Consider the following 15,783-nt stretch of genomic DNA (forward strand, 5'->3'; position numbering starts at 1 on the left):
ATCGGAGAACGGGAACCGAAAACCGATCCAGTCCACACCCGTGCCGGACCGTACCCGGCCACCAACCCCGCCCACACCACAAACCCGCGGAATCCCAACAATCCGAATACACCACCATCATCAACCATCACCAAACGAACCACTCAAAACACCCGAACCACGAACCAAACCGGAGAACACAGGACAAAATCGAAACCAGTCCACCCCCCATGCCGGACCACGCCCGGCCACCAACCACGACATCATCGCAGAACCGCGGAATCACAGGGATCTGATTACGCCCTCACAATCGACCGCCAGCATGCCAGGCACCCAGAACACCCGAACCACGAACCAAACCGGAGAACGGAACCCGAAAACCGATCCAGTCCACACCCGTGCCGGACCATACCCGGCCACCAACCCGGCCACACCACAAACCCGCGGAATCCCAACAATCAGCCGACAGCACGAGCACCAAACAACGACGACTGACGACGGATGGCACCGTCCCGTCGGCACCAAACAAGCCCGCGTGGGCAACTGCGGCATCAATCAGCGGGGCGCGGGGTCGGATGCTGTTTCTTCCGCGTCGCACAGCCCACGCAGCGCCGCGCGGACGGTCTGTTCCTCCTGACCGCTGAACAGTACAATCAGGTAATCGCCACCCCGCAGCATGGTGTCGCCGCGCGGAACGATTTCGTGTTCACCCCGTCGAAGTCCAATAATCAGGCATCCGGACGGCCAGGCGACGTCGCGCACGCGATGCCCGTCGGCGGGCGCGCCCATTTCCAGCGGGAAATCCATGATGCCGGAACCCAGGTTGCCGGGCAGTTTCGCCGCTTGGCCTTGCGCGCGCATGTAGCGTTCCAGCAGTACGCCGTAAATCGGCTTCGTACGCAGCATGTCGGAGACGAGCAGCGCGATGAACGCGGCTGCGGCGACCGGCAGCATGTGGGTCAGGGTGCCAGACATTTCAACGGTCAGCAGGATTGAGGTGATCGGGGTTTTCACCGATGCCGCCAGTGTGCCGGTCATCACGCAAACCGCGAAAACCGGAATCGCCTGGGCGGAAAGCCCCCACAGGTCGTGGCCGAGCGTGCCGAACGCGCCGCCTGCCAACGCTCCGACCGCGAGAATCGGCATGAAGATGCCGCCGGGCACGCCGGAACCGAAACTTGTGCTGGTGAACAGGATTTTCACGACCAGCAGGATGCACAGCATCAGGAGTCCAGGATGGCCGCGTTCGGCGGTTTGCACGAGGTTCGAGCCGCCTCCGAGCACGTCAGGCAGCCACAGGCCGACCGGCAGAGCAATCGCCATGGCGATCATCGGGCGCAACCAGTCGGGCAGCTTGCCGTACAGAGTTTGGAATCCGAGCAGGGAACGGTTCATCAGCGAGCCAACCAGCCCGGCGATGATGCCGAGCGGAATCAGCCACATGTAATCGCCGAGCGGCAACTGCCGAATATCCCCGAAATCGAGGACCGGGGTCAGGCCAAAACAGTATTTGGATACGAAATCCGCGGTCAGGGAGGCGGCGGTCGCGCCCATGAGGATGGCCGGGGAGAAGCTGCGGTGGATGCCTTCCAGCGCGAACATCATGCCAGACAACGGCGCGCTGAACGCTGCGGACAGACCGGCAGCCGCGCCCGCGGTCACCAGATAGTGTTCCTGCACGTCTTCGCGTTTTTCGCCGCGCATGCGGTGTGACAGGAATTGCGCGCCGGACGCGCCGATTTGGATGGACGGGCCTTCGCGCCCCAAAGACAGCCCGAACAGGGCGGCAAGCAGGCCGCCGAGGAAGCGCACCGGCAGAATGGTCTGCCACTTCATCTTCAAGCCGCTCAACACCACACCGTCGGTTTGCGGGATGCCGCTACCGGATGCCATCGGCTCTTTGCGGACCATCCATGCGATAAGCAGGCTGATGAGTATTGCAGCCAACGCCCAGGGGGCGATCAGCCACGGTGTGATGCGAATCTGCGCGTACATCCACCGGGCGAAACGAATGCTCAGTTCGATGCCTTGCCGGTAGATGACCACAAGCACGCCGGACAGCAGGCCGATGAGCACGCCGGCACCCGCCATGCGCCATTTGAGGCGGGCGAATGAGGTGAGCAGACGGTCCGCGGTGACGTGCAAATCGTTCACAGGGCCGCCGCCAGCCACCAGCCGAGTGCCACGCACAGTAGCGGGACGACGTATTCGAGGACGATATTCGCCGCGGCCACCGCACGCTTGCCTTTGCGCAGCAGGGTGACGCTTTCGTTGATGGCGGTCGAGAACGTGGAGAACCCGCCGAGGAAGCCAGTGGCAAGCACCAGACGCCACGGGCTGGCCGGGTCGCCGTGGTAGACGAAGGCCGCCGCGACGATGCCGGCGAGCAGTGAGGCCGCGATATTCACGACGAGCGTAGACAGCGGGAACGCGTGGATGGCTGCGGTGCGTTCATCTGCGTTTTCGGGGACACGGGACCACGGCTGTTTGACTGCGGTATCAAGCACGAACCGGGTGACGGCTCCGAGGCCGCCCATGAGGCACAGGAGTGCACCAATCAGGAATGAAGTCATTGCCGGGCCTCCTGTTCTGCGGAGTTGGCGGGGGTGGTGGGGGTGTCGGGGGTGACGGCAGAGCCGAGATTGTCAGGAACGTTGGAAGCGCTGAGATTGAGGGACTCGCCGGAATCGCCGGGGGTGGCGGGGTTGCCAGGATTGCCGAAGGTGGCGGAATCACCAGACCGAGCAGCTTGACCGGCCGCCGCAGTACGTTGTGCGCGATGCCCGGCCGCAAGCCGATCAGCGCACCAGACGCCCGCGAACGCAACCAGCAGGCCACAAACCACGCTGACCAGCAGGTACAGCAACGCCTGCCACGCCTGCCCGCCAAGTATGCCGGTGAAGCCTTCCAGCGCGAGTGTGGACATGGTTGACAATCCGCCGCACACGCCCATGCCGGCACCCCGGTTGACCAGTTCGCGCTTGCGCGGGCGAATCCAATCAGCCTGTGCCAAGTATGCGCTCAATCCCGCGTATACGAAGCAGGCCAGCAGGTTCGCGGCGAGCGTGCCGAAGTGGAATCCCGCGGCTGTCGCCGGTATCGCAAGCCCCAGCAGGTAACGCACGCATGTGCCGATCGCGCCGCCGATGAACACGACCACATACAACTGTGGGTCGGCGAGCGGGGAACGTTTCGTCATATGCCTTTCCTTCCTCTCTTCCTTGCTTTTCTTTACTCTCTGCCGCCTCCGGGAACCCTCTCCCCTTCTCTCCCCCGGCAGCTTTTCACGGCCTCTTATGCGGGACCGGAGCCGTGACGCCGCCGCGCCTCGACTCCGGTCCGGTCGGGTTTGCCTGCAATGCTTCGCAGACTAGTCGATCAGCGAGTGGACGGAGATGATATGGTCGCGCTGCGGGCCGGTGCCGATTGCAGAGATCCGGCATCCGGACAGGTCTTCGAGACGCTTGACGTAATCCTGGCAGGTCTTGGGCAGGTCCGCGAAATCATGCACCTGCGAGATGTCCTCGCTCCAGCCGGGCATGGTCTCGTAAATCGGCTTCGCCGCGGTGAAGGCCGCCTGGTCGACGGGCATGTCGTCGTAGCGGGTGTGCGTGCCGTCCGGGTTCTCCACGTCGTAGGCGACGCAAATCGGGATTTCCTTGAGGCCGGTGAGCACGTCAAGCTTGGTGAGCACGATATCGGTCAGACCATTGACGCGCACCGCGTACCGGTTGACGACCGCATCGAACCAGCCGCAACGGCGGGGGCGGCCGGTGGTGACGCCGTACTCGTGGCCCTGCTCGCGCAGCCAATCACCCTGCTCGTCGAACAGTTCCGTCGGGAACGGGCCTTCGCCCACGCGCGTGATATACGCCTTGGAAACGCCGATGACGCGGGTGATCTTGGTGGGGCCGACGCCCGTGCCGGTGCAGGCGCCGCCGGCGGTCGGGTTCGAAGAAGTGACGAACGGGTAGGTGCCGTGGTCCACGTCAAGCATGGTGGCCTGGCCGCCTTCGAACAGGACGGTCTTACCTGCGTCGAGCGCATTGTTGAGTACGAGGGACGTGTTCGCCACGTACGGCTTAAGCCGTTCACCAAGCTTGAGCAGCTCGTCGGTGGTGCGGTCGATATCGATCGGGCGGCGGTTGTACAGCTTGACCAGCATCTGGTTCTTCTGGTGCAGGCTTGCCTCCACTTTGTCGTGCAGATGCTGCTCGTTGAACAGGTCGTGCACGCGGATGCCTACGCGGTTGATCTTGTCGGCGTACGCCGGGCCGATGCCGCGACCGGTGGTGCCGATCTTGTGCTTGCCCAAGAAGCGTTCGGTCACCTTGTCAATAGTGCGATGGTAGGGGGCGATTACGTGCGCGGACTCGCTGACCAGCAGGCGCGAGCAGTCCACGCCGCGGGCTTCAAGACCGTCAATCTCCTGGAACAGGACTTCAGGATCGACAACCACACCGTTGCCGATGACCGGGGTCACGTTCGGACTGATAATGCCGCTGGGCAGCAGGTGCAGCGCGTAGGATTCGTCGCCGACGACCACGGTATGGCCCGCGTTGTTGCCGCCGTTGAAGCGGGCGACATAATCGACATGCGAGCCGATAAGATCGGTCGCCTTGCCTTTGCCTTCATCGCCCCACTGAGCGCCGATAAGAATGATTCCGGGCATGATGCACCTCCGCAAAACGCATGATTCCGCCGCCCACAGATTACCGTATCCCCTCTACCGGGTGGTGTGGCTTAGATCTGACCCTCAGCGTCGGTAGAAGCAGAACCACAACCCACAACCGACGCTCACACGGTCCTCAGTGTCGGCAGAAGCAGAAATCTGACCTTTTGCCGACACTCAATTGGTCACGCAGTGCGTGACGAATTGGCGGGCAACGTCCACGGGCGCCCGCCGCACCACCTACTTTTTCGCTTCGCCGCCCTCATCAGCCAGCGGAGCGGCGCTGATGCCGGCGAGTTTGAGCAGGCCGCTGATGGTCACGAACTCGTAGCCTTGCGCCTTGAGGTCATCAATGATGCCGGGCAGAGCCTCGATATCCTGGTCGCGATTTCCGCCGCCGTCGTGCATGAGCACCACCGCGCCGTTGTACGCGTGGTTGAGCACCGCGTCATGAATCGCTTGAGCGCCGGGGCGCCGCCAATCTTCCGTGTCGATGCTCCACAGCACGTTGTAATCGACCAGATCGTACACATCCTTCCACTGGTCCACCGTGAACGAGCCGTACGGCGAGCGCATCATACGCGTGCTCACGCCGGACGCCTTCTTCATATTGGCGAATCCGGCGGTAATTTCGGCACGCAACGCGTCACGCTTCATCTTCGGCATAAACGGGTGCGTGTTGCTGTGGCTCGCGACTTCATGGCCTTCCGCGACCATCCGCTTCTCCAAAGCCGGGTACTGCACCGAATACTGGCCCACGTCGAAGAACGTCGCCTTCACGCCCTTTTGCTTGAGAATGTCGAGAATCGGGGCGGTGTACTGATCGCTCGGACCATCATCAAACGTCAGCGCAATGACCTTATGGCCTTGCGGACGCGGCGATACGCCGACAATCTGGGCATCAACCGGTTGAGTAACAACCCGCTTCGTGATGCGTTTCTTGGAGATATCGCCGACCCAAATCTCACGCTTGCCGTCTCTGCCGCGCGTTTTCACCATCTGGATGACGCTGCCCTTGATATTAACCGATACAGTATAGGGAATCGGCGCATAGTCAATCGCATGCCCCTCGACCACATCTCCTCCTGACTTCACGGAAATATCCGCGTTGCCGGAAAACCGGGTATTGCCCCAATCCGCAGGGTCAATCACACTGCCGTCAACCCTCAGCTCAGCCGGATGCCCGCCATGTTTCTTAATGACGCTGCCGTCCACCGCCAGCAGCCGACCGGGATGGGTACCGAAATTGTCATGGCCTTTCAGCAGTTGTTCCGCCGTGGTCCCCGCGGAAATCTCCACCTGCTGCCCGTTGACGAATACGATGATATGGCGCAATCTGGCCTCCCAAGCCCACGCACCCGCGCACACCACAACCAGTGCCACGACAATCAGCACGGCAATCAGCTTGCCAACCCACGGGTGGCGCTTGCGTTCACTCGCGCCGGTGGCACTGTCACCGAACGAGAGTTCTTCTACTTCCTTCATGGCCCTTCCATCCTGACGATCCTGATACGGTATTGTCACACACACCCGCCCCTTTGTGTAGCGCCTCGCGCAAAAACAACACACCGGGCTCGAAACGTGAATCCGGCACCCCCTGAGCGATAATGGAATCATGACTATCGCAACCCCTGAACGGTATGCCGAGATGCTCGATGCGGCGCGTCGCGGCGGCTATGCCTACCCCGCTATCAACGTGACCAGCACGCAGACGTTGAACGCCGCGCTGCAAGGTCTGGCCGACGCCGAGTCTGACGGCATCATCCAAGTGTCCGTAGGCGGATCCGCCTACTTCTCCGGGCAGCGGGTCAACGACCGGGTCACCGGGTCGCTCGCGTTCGCCGCGTTCGCGCACGAGGTCGCCGCGAAATACCCGAACACGGTCGCCCTGCACACCGACCATTGCGCCAAGCAGTATCTTGACGAGTGGGTACGGCCGCTGCTCGCCATCGAAGCAGATCAGGTAGCGCACGGCAAAGAGCCGTCATTCCAGTCGCATATGTGGGACGGATCGACGGTTCCGCTCGCCGAAAACCTTGATATCGCCGAGGAACTGCTCGCCAAGTCGGTCGCCGCGCATACAGTGCTCGAAATCGAAATCGGCGCGGTCGGCGGCGAGGAAGACGGGCAGCGCGCCGAAATCAACGAGAAGCTGTATTCGACGCCCGCGGACGGCGTGACCGTCGCGCAACGACTCGGACTGGGCGAAAACGGGCGGTACATGGCCGCGTTCACCTTCGGCAACGTGCATGGCGCGTACAAGCCGGGCGTGGTCAAGCTGCGGCCGGAACTGCTGGGCGATATTCAAAACGAGGTCGCGGCGACAGTGGCGGACGGGCGGATCGCAGGGCATGTCGCAGGGCGCGGATTCGCGGGAGAAGTGCCTGAAAACAAGCCGTTCCCGCTGGTGTTCCACGGTGGCTCAGGGTCCAGCGCCGAGGAAATCGCCGAAGCGGTGAGCCACGGCGTCGTCAAGATGAACATCGATACCGACACGCAGTACGCGTTCACGCGGGCGATTGCCGGGCACATGTTCGCGCATTATGACGGCGTGCTCAAGATTGACGGCGAAGTGGGCGACAAGAAGTTCTACGATCCGCGCTCGTGGGGGCGTGAGGCCGAAGACTCGATGGCGCGGCGCGTGGTCGAAGCGTGCGAGCAGCTTGGGTCGGCGGGGCGGCGGCTCAAGTAGGCTGCCGGTTTTGGGATTGTGCGTCGGCAGAGGCGGAATCATTACCTACTGCCGACGCCGAGATAGCTGTCAGCGTCGGCAGAAGCGGAAATCAACCAGAAAGGAGCTGCAATGAAGGCAATCGTCACCGGAGCGTCGAGCGGATTGGGTCGCGACATGGCGCTGTATCTCGCCGAACTCGGGTATGACCTCGCGCTCGTCGCCCGCAATCAGGCGCGTCTGGACAACGTGACGCAAGAAGCGCAACGAATCGCGGCGGCACACGGCAAAACCATCACGGTCGAAACCGTCACGCTCGACCTGTCGCAACGCAGCGCGTGCGAGCAACTGTTCGCGCGCTACCGCGACGAGCGCATCGACCTGCTCGTCAACAACGCCGGATTCGGCCTGTTCGGCGACTTCACCGACACCCCGCTGGACCGCGAGCTCGAAATGATCAACCTCAACGTGGTCTCCTACCATGTGCTCACCAAACTGTTCGTCCGCAAATTCAGGCGCGACGGGCGCTGCCGGCTGCTCAACGTGTGCAGCGCCGCCGGATTCCTGGCCGGACCGCGGCTCGCCACCTACTACGCGACCAAGAACTACACGCTCAAACTCACGCTCGCCGTGGCGCAGGAGCTTCGACGCGACCGCGTGCCCGTCACCGTAAGCGCGCTATGCCCTGGACCGGTCGACACACATTTCAACGCGACCGCGGGCGGGGAATTCCTCACGCCGGGCGCATCCAGCCGTGCGGTTGCGCGATACGCGATCGACAAGACGCTGGCCGGCAAGCTCATCATCGTGCCGACCTGGCAGATGAAAGTCGGACTGTTCGCCGCGCGATTCCTGCCGTGGAGTGCGCAGCTGCGGATCATGGACCGGTACGATCGCGGGCGGTGAAGGCCTGGCGTGAGTGAGGCAAGCGCTCGGGACCCGCGAGATTCGTCATCAGCCTACGGGTTCTGTCGAGTTACGCATACCCCGACATACGCAACCTGACAGAACCACCAACCGTGTGGCTACCCAGCACCCACATCTGTCGGATTACGCATGTCACGGCATACACAATCCGACAGAACCACAGCCGTACCACCGCCCGACACCAACACCCGGCACGACACGCGTGCCAAGACATACGTAACCCGCAAGATAGTCCTTCAGGCAACCCCATTCACACGCCACCAACCCCGACGCGCATGCCCCGGCATACGCGACTCAGCAGAACCACCAGCCGCACAGCTCTCCAGCACCAACATCCGACACATCGCGTATGCCCCGACATACGCAACGTGCGGAATCCCGCGCCGAGCGGCTTCCAATCCGGGGCATCCGACGATTACGCATGTCACGGCATACGCAACCCGGCAGAGCCACCAGACACCCAGCCACCCACCACCAGCATCTGGCGGAATACGCGTGTCAGGGCATACGCAACATGCACAATCCCGCGCCGAACCGTCTCCAATCCAGGACGCCCACCGGATTACGCACGCCGGGACATACACAACCCGACCGGCCCGGCAACCGGCTTTCCGCCAAACGCGCATCCAGCAAATCACGCGTGCCAAGACATACGTAACCCGCAAGATAGTCCTTCAGTCAACCCCGCCGACGCACCATCCTCCCCGCCACGCATGCCCCGACATACGCAACCCGCGGAATCGTCGACCGAACCGTTCTCTTCCACTCCATCTGCTTCCTCCTGTATGTCGCGACATACGCGACGGCCATATCGCATTGCGGCACGATAATGAGCGGACCGCCCGGCCAACGGACTCAGCCCACCGTGCGAGGATTCACTCACACAGTGACACCTGAAGAACCAATCCCCGCCGGCTCCCCATCAGTCGCAGGTCACAATGCGAGAATCCACTCGCACAATGGCCGATGCAACCACTTGAATCAGCAATACAGACTGCCCCAACCGCCATCGTGTGAGCATCGGCTCACACAACGACCCCGGACAGACCAAAATCAACTAGCCCCCATACCCTCTGACCGTCACCGTGTGAAGATTCACTCACACACTGACACCCATCCCACCTCAACCAGCCCGATTCCAGTCAGACACAGGCCAGTGTGTGAGAATCCACTCACACAACGGGGACTTCGGCAGCACAAACCGGCCAGCCGGGCAGAGAAAATCGTCGCCGTGTGAGGATTCGCTCACACAACGACACCCGAGCGGCACCAATCAACCAATCCATTGCACCTCCGGCTTCACCGTGTGAGGATTCGCTCACACAACCAGGCCAGTGCAACGGGTGACAAGCGCCGACAGCCGCCGGCCCATCAAACCCGCACCCGCGACGGCGTGCACACGTCCCCAATCAACGCGTGCAGGTCGGTGCAGTGGACATCCGGGTGAATGGTGGCGGCCGGGTCGGCGAGCGCGGTGACGATTGCGGACAGCCGTGCGGTTTCGTCGGCACCTTGCCGAGGTGACATAGCCGCGCCTTCCGGGTCCGCCCCACCCAAGGCTGTACCGTCATTCGTCAGGGCAGCACCGCCACCCGCCGCAAGCATCGGCAGCATGAGTATGTGCGCGGCTTCGCGGATGAGCCGCGTCTGCACGACGCCGGTCGAACGCGAGTCGAGTACTGCGTCGTCGTCGGTCGTTCCGGCGATAACAAGCCGGTCGTCGTCGAAAAGCCTTGATTCGAAGCCGTCCAGTCCTACCGCCGTGGCGACGTGGATGGTGTCGATCGCGCACGGCAGGTCGCCCAGCATCGAACTGTCCGCAAGATATTGCGCGACTGCGGTTCCTTCGACCCCGACCGGCAGCACGGCCAGCATAGCTCCGGACCATTCGGGGGCCGCGTTCATCACGCGCACGAGGTCGTGTTTGCACGCGCAGGTCAGGCAGCAGTCGTCCATGGGGAACACGGTGGTGTCGCCGCCAAGCAGGCTGTCGCTGTTTCCAGGCTCGCAGACGGTTCTCACCAGGGACAAACCGGTGGGCGAGGCGGGGTCGGGCGCTACATCGCAGGCGGCGACGCGAATGGCCGGGCGGGAATCCGCCAGGGAGAAGGCGACGGCGTCGATGGCGAGGCGGTCGACTCCGGTCAGCAGGACGAGACTGACACGCGGGGTTCCGGCTTCGGTGTTTCCCCATGATGGCAACGATGGATGGCGTGGCATGGCACGACCTTTCTGCAATCACTTGACGATAATGATTCTCAATATCTATAATGAAGCACATGAGCAAATATTGTCAAGTCCTCGGCACCCACGCCGGCAAGGGCAACACCGTATCCCATTCGCACCGGAAAACCCGCCGACGCTTCGAACCGAACCTGCAGCGCAAGCGCTATTTCGTGCCGTCGCTCGGCCGGCGCGTCACCCTCACGCTGACACCGCGCGGCATGAAAACCATCGACAGGCACGGCATCGATGCGGTCGTCGCCCGGCTGATCACCAACGGCGAGATACGCCTGTAGCCCGCGACCCTGCCCAACGCCGCGGAAACGCAACGGCACAGGAATGCGGAAACACGTCAATAACACCCCAACAGAAAGGAAGCCCCATGGCCAAAACCACCGATATTCGCCCGGTCATCACCCTGCGATCAACCGCAGGTACCGGTTCGACCTATACGACAACCAAGAACCGCCGCAATACGCCGGATCGTCTCGAACTGTTGAAATTCGACCCCGTGCTACGCAGGCGCGTGATGTTCCGGGAGGTCCGCTGACATGGCCAAACGCAGTCTCATCGCCAAGCAACGGCAACGCGAACGCATAGTCGCGGCATACGCCGAACGGCGGGCGGCATACCGGCACGATTCGGTCAACCCGCATCTCAGCCCGGAAGCGCGCGCGGAAGCAATGCGCCGGCTGCACGCACTTCCCCGTGACGCCAGCCCCACGCGGTTGCGTAACCGTGACGCCATTGACGGCCGGCCTCGGGCATTCAACCGGCGATTCGGTCTGTCACGCATCAATCTGCGCGACAAAGCCCATCGCGGCGAACTGCCCGGCGTCGTGAAATCAAGCTGGTAGAAGCCTTCCGGGCACGCACCGCCGCCCACCGATCCGGCGATTCCCAATCAGTCTCCGATCAACCCCAAATAACCGACAGGAGAACCATGAAACCAGATATCCACCCGGCATACGGGCCGGTCGTATTCCGCGACCAAACCACGGGCGAGACCTTCCTGACCCGCTCCACGCTCGCGGGGCAGGCCGAGCGGCTGCCCTCCATCACCTGGACCGACGGGGCCACCTACCCGCTGGTCAACGCGGATGTGACCAGCGCGTCCCACCCGTTCTACACCGGCAAGGCCGTCGTCCTCGATTCCGCGGGGCAAGTGCAGCGATTCCGCAGACGGTACGGGCAATACGGCCTCGCCGGCGATCAAACCCGCAACGGCACCACGAGCGACGGCGGTGACGCCGACAGCAACGGCAGCAACGACAATGCCAGCGGCAACACCACCAGCAAGAAAGGCGCACGCCCATGAAAGTCAAGTCATCCGTACGTTCCCTCCTGCGCAAAGACGGCTCAACCCTCGTGCGCCGACGCGGGCACATCTACGTCATCAATAAGAAGAACCCCCGATGGAAAGCGAGGCAAGGCTGATGGCCACGCCGAAATATCGCATGTCACGCTCGCGAACCCGTTCACGGCGAGCGCACTGGAAAGCCAAGCCCGAACAGCCCATTGAAGTGACGATGCCCGACGGGACCGTACTGCAGGTGCCGCAGCGACTCGCAGCGGCGGCACGACGCGGGTATCTGCTGCGCTGATTGCGCCCACCCGCTTGTCCGCTCGCCTTCTCGAACCGGTTACGTTTACACCCGCCCAGCGCAACCGGTTTGGGAAGGCGGAAGTCGCCAAGATACGAAAAATCGCGGCACCAAGCCGGTACCGCGATAGCGAGAGCGGATGACGGGAGTCGAACCCGCCTCTGAAGCTTGGGAAGCTTCCATTCTACCGATGAACTACATCCGCAGTTGCACAGCAAAGCCACACATACAAGTAAGCACTCTACCACAGCGAGCCGATTTGTGCATCCTGTCCGCGCGGGACCATGTCAGCCGGCATTTCATCATCAACGCTTCACCAGCCGGCACCACGTGGCCAATCCAAGACTTGCCGCGAACCGACCTCACTGCTATGCTGTACAGTATTCTGTACAGCACCTGATGCAGGAACGCCAGGAAAGGACGAAGATGGTCACCGCAGTCGCCTACACGAACTTCCGCAAAGATCTGAAATCCTACATGCGCCGGGTCAACGATGACGCGGATATGCTGCTGGTGACGAACAAGGATGAACATGACAACGTTGTCGTCATGAGCGCTTCCGATTACGATTCCCTCATGGAAACGCTCCGGGTGTACCAGAATCAGTATCTGCGCAACAAAGTTCAACGCGGCATGGAGCAGATTCGCGAAGGGGCAGCCGTCCAGCACGACATCACCAAGGATTGACCCATGCTCCGTTGGACGGATGACGCCTGGGAAGATTACCTGTATTGGCAGTCCCAAGACAAGCGCACGCTGAAGCGAATCAACGCCCTCATCCGGGACGCGCAACGCTCGCCGTTCGAGGGCATCGGCAAGCCGGAGCCGCTGAAATCCGGCCTCGAAAGCATATGGAGCAGACGTATCGATTCAGCGAATCGACTGATTTACATGGTCGCGGACGGCGACCTGTGCATCCTGTCCGCGCGGGACCACTACCCGGGACGCTGACGGCGCCGCCGAACCCTCAGGACTAGCGTTGAACCAACGCTTGTTGAAACAACACTTGCTGAAACAGCACGACACTTGGAGGGACATATGGACAAAGGCCTGTTCATCGCGCAAATTGCGCTCAGCGCACTGCTGATTGTCTTCGGCGTCAGGGACCACAACGCTCTGATTATCATCATCGCGGCAGCCGGCATGGTTCTTGACATCGTCGGTTGGTGGTGGCAGTCCCGTACGAAACGGCAGTAGCACGGTACGGCTCGTCCGACTGGTCGCCTTCGCGTTCGCCTTGTCGGCCACCTGACAGCTCGCACGGCAGTTTCGCCTGATTGTTCGCCTGCCGGTCGAGTGGCCGTCATCCGGCGTGCACACCCGGGCGGTACAGTGTTTCTAGCGATATGCGCGCTCTCGTTCCACTCCGACGCACTTTCCGCACACCTGTCCAGACCGAGTACCGGACACCGGACAACGTGCGTCGAACAAGACCGCGCGCCCAGCAACCCTAGAGGAGAGCCCAAGCCATGCCGAACCGCACCACCGACGCCGCCGCCAACCCGCTCCTCGGCCACGCGATTTCGCATGGCGGCACGGTAATCGGCCTACTCGCGATTGTGCTGTGGGGCTTCATGGCAGGTCTGGTGCGACTCGTCGCGGACGCGTTCGGTGCGACCCTCGGATCAGCCCTGATTTACACGGTCGGTGGCATTCTGCTCATACTCACCCGACGCCCGAAACCGCTCTCCCAAGCGCCCCGACGCTATCTGCTGCTCGGCGGCCTCATGTTCGTCACATACGAAGCCTCGATTTCCCTGTCCATCGGGCTCGCCACCACCGCCGAACAATCCGTTGAAGTCAGCCTTGTCAACTACCTGTGGCCGACCCTGCTGGTCCTGTTCACGGCGGCGCTGTCCAAACGGCGAGGCGCGGTCTGGCAGGCGTTGCCGGGAGCCATCATCGCGACCGTCGGCGTGGCGATGGCGGTTGGCGGCAACAGTCTGGACGTACAGTCTGCGCTGCGCAATATCGCGTCGAATCCATTGCCGTTCGCACTCGCCTTCGCCGGGGCGCTGATTTGGTCGGTGTACGCGGCCATCTCGCCGACGATGTCCGACGGGTATGACGGCACGACGATTTTCTTCTGCTGCGTGGCCGTCGCGCTGTGGGTCATCCATTTTGCGTCCGGCGACGGGCTTCCCACGCAGGCTCCCGGACTCGGCGGGTATCTGGCGCTGATTGCATGCGCGGTGTCGATTGCCGGCGGATACGCGTGCTGGGGGTACGGCATGCTGCACGGCAACATGGAAACACTGGCGATCGGATCCTATGCGACGCCGGTGTTCTCGACCGCATCCAGCACCCTGCTGTTGGGTGTCGCGCTTGGGCTGCCGTTCTGGATTGGCGTGGTGCTTGTGGTCACTGGCTCGCTGCTCAACGTGTGGTTCTCGCGACGAGCGCGGGCGCGGGCTGAACGGGTGCCGGGGACGACGAACGCTGCTGACGCGACGGATTCAGCTGGCGCGGCGAGCACGGCTGACCGGCAGTGAGTGAGCATTTGCTCACACAACGGCACCTGGGCGAACCCAAATCAGCCAACCCCCGGCAGCTGCAGGTCATCGTGTGAAGATTGATTCACACAACGACACCCCCGAACAGCCAAAATCAATTCGCCTGCGACCTCCGACCGCCACCGTGCGAGGATTCGCTCACATACTGGCGCCCATGTCACTCCAATCAGCCCGATTTCAGCCAGACACGGGCCATCGTGTGAGGATTCGCTCACACAATGGCCGACGCAACCACTTGAATCAGCCAATCCGACAGTCTCAACCGCCACCGTGTGAGCATCGACTCACATACTGACACCTGACAGACAAAAATCAGCTAGCCCCCACACCCTCCCCCGGCATCGTGTGAGGATCCACTCACACAGTGGCACCCACACCATTCTCATCAGCCCGATTCCGGTCGGTCACAGGTCATCGTGCGAGGATTCGCTCACACAATGGCTGCAGACGGCAACAACCACAGCCGACTGCAATCACCGCAGGCAGCGCGCACAGCCAAACTCACACCAGAATGCCGTCAAGGTGGTCGACCTCGTGCTGGATGATCTGCGCAACCCATCCGGCGTAGCTGGTCACATGCCTGTGGAAGGCGTCATCCTGCCAGGCGACGGTGATGTTTTCGTAGCGCTTGACCCGCGTCACGCCTTCCAGCGACAGGCACCCCTCCTTCGTGAGGTACATGCCGGAACGCTTGATGATGACCGGGTTGACCATAACAACGTCTTTTTCGCCCATCGTGACAATGATGATGCGCGTCAGACTGCCGATCATGTTGCCGGCCATGCCAACACAATCGTCATGGTGTGCGGCGAGAGTGTCGCGCAGGTCCGCGATAACCGCCGCGTCGTCCGCTGTCGCGGGCGCTGATTTCCGGGCGAGGAACGTCCTGTCCTTCACGATGTCACGCTGCATGATATCTCCTGTCCAAAGCCTTGTGCCGATTGGCGTTTGCCATCATACCGGCAGCCGCCGATGCGATTCGCGCGCCGACACAAAACCGCGCCCGACGCACTCGCGCCACTCACCGCGCGGGATCGCACAACCGGTACACACACCACACGAGAACGGGTGTCAACACCAGCGACGTGCACACGTCGGTCGGGTAATGCACGCCGTAAATCACGCGGGATAGCGCGACAACGAACGGCACGATGACCAGGATGACCGTCAGCACGGTCCGCAGAACACGCCAGA

At 62.3% G+C, this 15,783-nt stretch carries 20 protein-coding genes and 1 tRNA gene; 12 read left to right on the top strand and 9 right to left on the bottom strand.

The genetic code is table 11. The annotated features are described in order from the left end of the window. Positions 1-534 precede the first annotated feature (534 nt). The 5 genes from ACI38B_RS02205 to ACI38B_RS02225 form a co-directional block, all read right to left on the bottom strand. Entirely contained in the window at positions 535-2,070 is a 1,536-nt protein-coding gene (locus ACI38B_RS02205; RefSeq protein WP_439729366.1) for a ClC family H(+)/Cl(-) exchange transporter, read from the bottom strand. A 59-nt stretch (positions 2,071-2,129) separates the two neighbouring features. Further along, positions 2,130-2,552 (bottom strand): fluoride efflux transporter FluC, encoded by a 423-nt coding sequence (locus ACI38B_RS02210; RefSeq protein ID WP_439729342.1) that lies wholly within the window; start codon positions 2,550-2,552, stop codon positions 2,130-2,132. Next, a complete protein-coding gene (locus ACI38B_RS02215; protein WP_439729343.1) occupies positions 2,549-3,178 on the bottom strand; it encodes a fluoride efflux transporter FluC in 630 nt (209 codons plus the stop codon). The genes ACI38B_RS02210 and ACI38B_RS02215 overlap by 4 nt, the downstream gene beginning before the upstream one ends. A 171-nt stretch (positions 3,179-3,349) precedes the next feature. Then, positions 3,350-4,651, bottom strand: coding sequence for an adenylosuccinate synthase (locus ACI38B_RS02220; RefSeq protein WP_439729344.1), 1,302 nt, complete (start codon positions 4,649-4,651; stop codon positions 3,350-3,352). A 240-nt stretch (positions 4,652-4,891) separates the two neighbouring features. Next, a complete protein-coding gene (locus ACI38B_RS02225) occupies positions 4,892-6,136 on the bottom strand; it encodes a polysaccharide deacetylase family protein (protein WP_439729345.1) in 1,245 nt (414 codons plus the stop codon). Between the two features lie 130 nt (positions 6,137-6,266). On the opposite strand from ACI38B_RS02225, the gene fbaA reads away from it, so the two are divergent. Both fbaA and ACI38B_RS02235 read left to right on the top strand, forming a co-directional pair. Next, the gene (gene fbaA / locus ACI38B_RS02230) at positions 6,267-7,343 is read left to right on the top strand and encodes a class II fructose-bisphosphate aldolase (protein WP_439729346.1); all 1,077 of its coding nucleotides are present in this window, start codon (positions 6,267-6,269) and stop codon (positions 7,341-7,343) included. A 111-nt stretch (positions 7,344-7,454) separates the two neighbouring features. Continuing rightward, complete coding sequence (locus ACI38B_RS02235) at positions 7,455-8,228, top strand: SDR family NAD(P)-dependent oxidoreductase (protein WP_439729348.1); 774 nt, start codon at positions 7,455-7,457, stop codon at positions 8,226-8,228. A gap of 1,392 nt (positions 8,229-9,620) precedes the next feature. Here ACI38B_RS02235 and ACI38B_RS02240 read toward each other — a convergent pair. Then, a complete protein-coding gene (locus ACI38B_RS02240) occupies positions 9,621-10,469 on the bottom strand; it encodes a hypothetical protein (RefSeq protein ID WP_439729349.1) in 849 nt (282 codons plus the stop codon). A gap of 59 nt (positions 10,470-10,528) precedes the next feature. Between ACI38B_RS02240 and rpmB the strand changes: the two genes are divergently transcribed. The 6 genes from rpmB to rpmF all read left to right on the top strand — a co-directional run bounded on the left by rpmB (position 10,529) and on the right by rpmF (position 12,076). Continuing rightward, positions 10,529-10,768 (top strand): 50S ribosomal protein L28, encoded by a 240-nt coding sequence (gene rpmB / locus ACI38B_RS02245; protein WP_439729350.1) that lies wholly within the window; start codon positions 10,529-10,531, stop codon positions 10,766-10,768. 86 nt (positions 10,769-10,854) lie between these two features. Beyond that, positions 10,855-11,022 (top strand): 50S ribosomal protein L33, encoded by a 168-nt coding sequence (rpmG, locus tag ACI38B_RS02250; RefSeq protein ID WP_339562399.1) that lies wholly within the window; start codon positions 10,855-10,857, stop codon positions 11,020-11,022. A 1-nt stretch (position 11,023) separates the two neighbouring features. After that, on the top strand, positions 11,024-11,329 hold the full coding sequence (gene rpsN, locus ACI38B_RS02255; RefSeq protein ID WP_339562398.1) for a 30S ribosomal protein S14: 306 nt from the start codon (positions 11,024-11,026) through the stop codon (positions 11,327-11,329). 86 nt (positions 11,330-11,415) lie between these two features. Beyond that, positions 11,416-11,790 (top strand): type B 50S ribosomal protein L31, encoded by a 375-nt coding sequence (locus ACI38B_RS02260; protein WP_439729351.1) that lies wholly within the window; start codon positions 11,416-11,418, stop codon positions 11,788-11,790. Next, entirely contained in the window at positions 11,787-11,909 is a 123-nt protein-coding gene (gene ykgO, locus ACI38B_RS02265) for a type B 50S ribosomal protein L36 (RefSeq protein WP_015449619.1), read from the top strand. The genes ACI38B_RS02260 and ykgO overlap by 4 nt, the downstream gene beginning before the upstream one ends. Continuing rightward, complete coding sequence (gene rpmF, locus ACI38B_RS02270) at positions 11,909-12,076, top strand: 50S ribosomal protein L32 (protein WP_439729352.1); 168 nt, start codon at positions 11,909-11,911, stop codon at positions 12,074-12,076. The genes ykgO and rpmF overlap by 1 nt, the downstream gene beginning before the upstream one ends. Positions 12,077-12,210: 134 nt before the next feature. Here the strand turns inward: rpmF and ACI38B_RS02275 are convergent. Beyond that, positions 12,211-12,281 (bottom strand) — tRNA-Gly (locus ACI38B_RS02275). A gap of 221 nt (positions 12,282-12,502) precedes the next feature. Here ACI38B_RS02275 and ACI38B_RS02280 point away from each other — a divergent pair. The 4 genes from ACI38B_RS02280 (at position 12,503) to yddG (ending at position 14,568) form a co-directional block, all read left to right on the top strand. Continuing rightward, positions 12,503-12,763, top strand: coding sequence for a type II toxin-antitoxin system Phd/YefM family antitoxin (locus tag ACI38B_RS02280; protein ID WP_439729353.1), 261 nt, complete (start codon positions 12,503-12,505; stop codon positions 12,761-12,763). Positions 12,764-12,766: 3 nt separating this feature from the next. Then, on the top strand, positions 12,767-13,027 hold the full coding sequence (locus ACI38B_RS02285; protein WP_439729354.1) for a Txe/YoeB family addiction module toxin: 261 nt from the start codon (positions 12,767-12,769) through the stop codon (positions 13,025-13,027). An 87-nt stretch (positions 13,028-13,114) separates the two neighbouring features. Continuing rightward, positions 13,115-13,273 (top strand): hypothetical protein, encoded by a 159-nt coding sequence (locus ACI38B_RS02290; protein WP_439729355.1) that lies wholly within the window; start codon positions 13,115-13,117, stop codon positions 13,271-13,273. Between the two features lie 272 nt (positions 13,274-13,545). Beyond that, positions 13,546-14,568, top strand: coding sequence for an aromatic amino acid DMT transporter YddG (gene yddG, locus ACI38B_RS02295; protein WP_439729356.1), 1,023 nt, complete (start codon positions 13,546-13,548; stop codon positions 14,566-14,568). Between the two features lie 522 nt (positions 14,569-15,090). Here yddG and ACI38B_RS02300 read toward each other — a convergent pair. Together ACI38B_RS02300 and ACI38B_RS02305 are read right to left on the bottom strand one after the other, a co-directional pair. Further along, complete coding sequence (locus ACI38B_RS02300; RefSeq protein WP_439729357.1) at positions 15,091-15,501, bottom strand: peptide deformylase; 411 nt, start codon at positions 15,499-15,501, stop codon at positions 15,091-15,093. A 109-nt stretch (positions 15,502-15,610) separates the two neighbouring features. After that, positions 15,611-15,763 carry a phosphatase PAP2 family protein gene (locus ACI38B_RS02305; RefSeq protein ID WP_439729367.1) on the bottom strand — a complete coding sequence of 51 codons (153 nt, stop codon included), beginning with the start codon at positions 15,761-15,763 and terminating at the stop codon, positions 15,611-15,613. Between the last annotated feature and the right edge of the window lie 20 nt (positions 15,764-15,783).

The sequence above is a fragment of the Bifidobacterium sp. genome, assembly GCF_051876855.1.
GTDB lineage: Bacteria > Actinomycetota > Actinomycetes > Actinomycetales > Bifidobacteriaceae > Bifidobacterium.

Bases quoted from the DNA above. Each gene is read 5' to 3' on its own strand.
- ACI38B_RS02290 (WP_439729355.1), top strand. From the start codon at position 13,115: ATGGACAAAGGCCTGTTCATCGCGCAAATTGCGCTCAGCGCACTGCTG.
- ACI38B_RS02300 (WP_439729357.1), bottom strand. From the start codon at position 15,501: ATGCAGCGTGACATCGTGAAGGACAGGACGTTCCTCGCCCGGAAATCA.
- ACI38B_RS02285 (WP_439729354.1), top strand. From the start codon at position 12,767: ATGCTCCGTTGGACGGATGACGCCTGGGAAGATTACCTGTATTGGCAG.
- ykgO (WP_015449619.1), top strand. From the start codon at position 11,787: ATGAAAGTCAAGTCATCCGTACGTTCCCTCCTGCGCAAAGACGGCTCA.
- ACI38B_RS02280 (WP_439729353.1), top strand. From the start codon at position 12,503: ATGGTCACCGCAGTCGCCTACACGAACTTCCGCAAAGATCTGAAATCC.
- ACI38B_RS02215 (WP_439729343.1), bottom strand. From the start codon at position 3,178: ATGACGAAACGTTCCCCGCTCGCCGACCCACAGTTGTATGTGGTCGTG.
- ACI38B_RS02220 (WP_439729344.1), bottom strand. From the start codon at position 4,651: ATGCCCGGAATCATTCTTATCGGCGCTCAGTGGGGCGATGAAGGCAAA.
- yddG (WP_439729356.1), top strand. From the start codon at position 13,546: ATGCCGAACCGCACCACCGACGCCGCCGCCAACCCGCTCCTCGGCCAC.
- ACI38B_RS02235 (WP_439729348.1), top strand. From the start codon at position 7,455: ATGAAGGCAATCGTCACCGGAGCGTCGAGCGGATTGGGTCGCGACATG.
- ACI38B_RS02260 (WP_439729351.1), top strand. From the start codon at position 11,416: ATGAAACCAGATATCCACCCGGCATACGGGCCGGTCGTATTCCGCGAC.
- rpsN (WP_339562398.1), top strand. From the start codon at position 11,024: ATGGCCAAACGCAGTCTCATCGCCAAGCAACGGCAACGCGAACGCATA.
- ACI38B_RS02205 (WP_439729366.1), bottom strand. From the start codon at position 2,070: ATGGCGGGTGCCGGCGTGCTCATCGGCCTGCTGTCCGGCGTGCTTGTG.
- rpmG (WP_339562399.1), top strand. From the start codon at position 10,855: ATGGCCAAAACCACCGATATTCGCCCGGTCATCACCCTGCGATCAACC.
- fbaA (WP_439729346.1), top strand. From the start codon at position 6,267: ATGACTATCGCAACCCCTGAACGGTATGCCGAGATGCTCGATGCGGCG.
- rpmB (WP_439729350.1), top strand. From the start codon at position 10,529: ATGAGCAAATATTGTCAAGTCCTCGGCACCCACGCCGGCAAGGGCAAC.
- rpmF (WP_439729352.1), top strand. From the start codon at position 11,909: ATGGCCACGCCGAAATATCGCATGTCACGCTCGCGAACCCGTTCACGG.
- ACI38B_RS02210 (WP_439729342.1), bottom strand. From the start codon at position 2,552: ATGACTTCATTCCTGATTGGTGCACTCCTGTGCCTCATGGGCGGCCTC.
- ACI38B_RS02225 (WP_439729345.1), bottom strand. From the start codon at position 6,136: ATGAAGGAAGTAGAAGAACTCTCGTTCGGTGACAGTGCCACCGGCGCG.
- ACI38B_RS02240 (WP_439729349.1), bottom strand. From the start codon at position 10,469: ATGCCACGCCATCCATCGTTGCCATCATGGGGAAACACCGAAGCCGGA.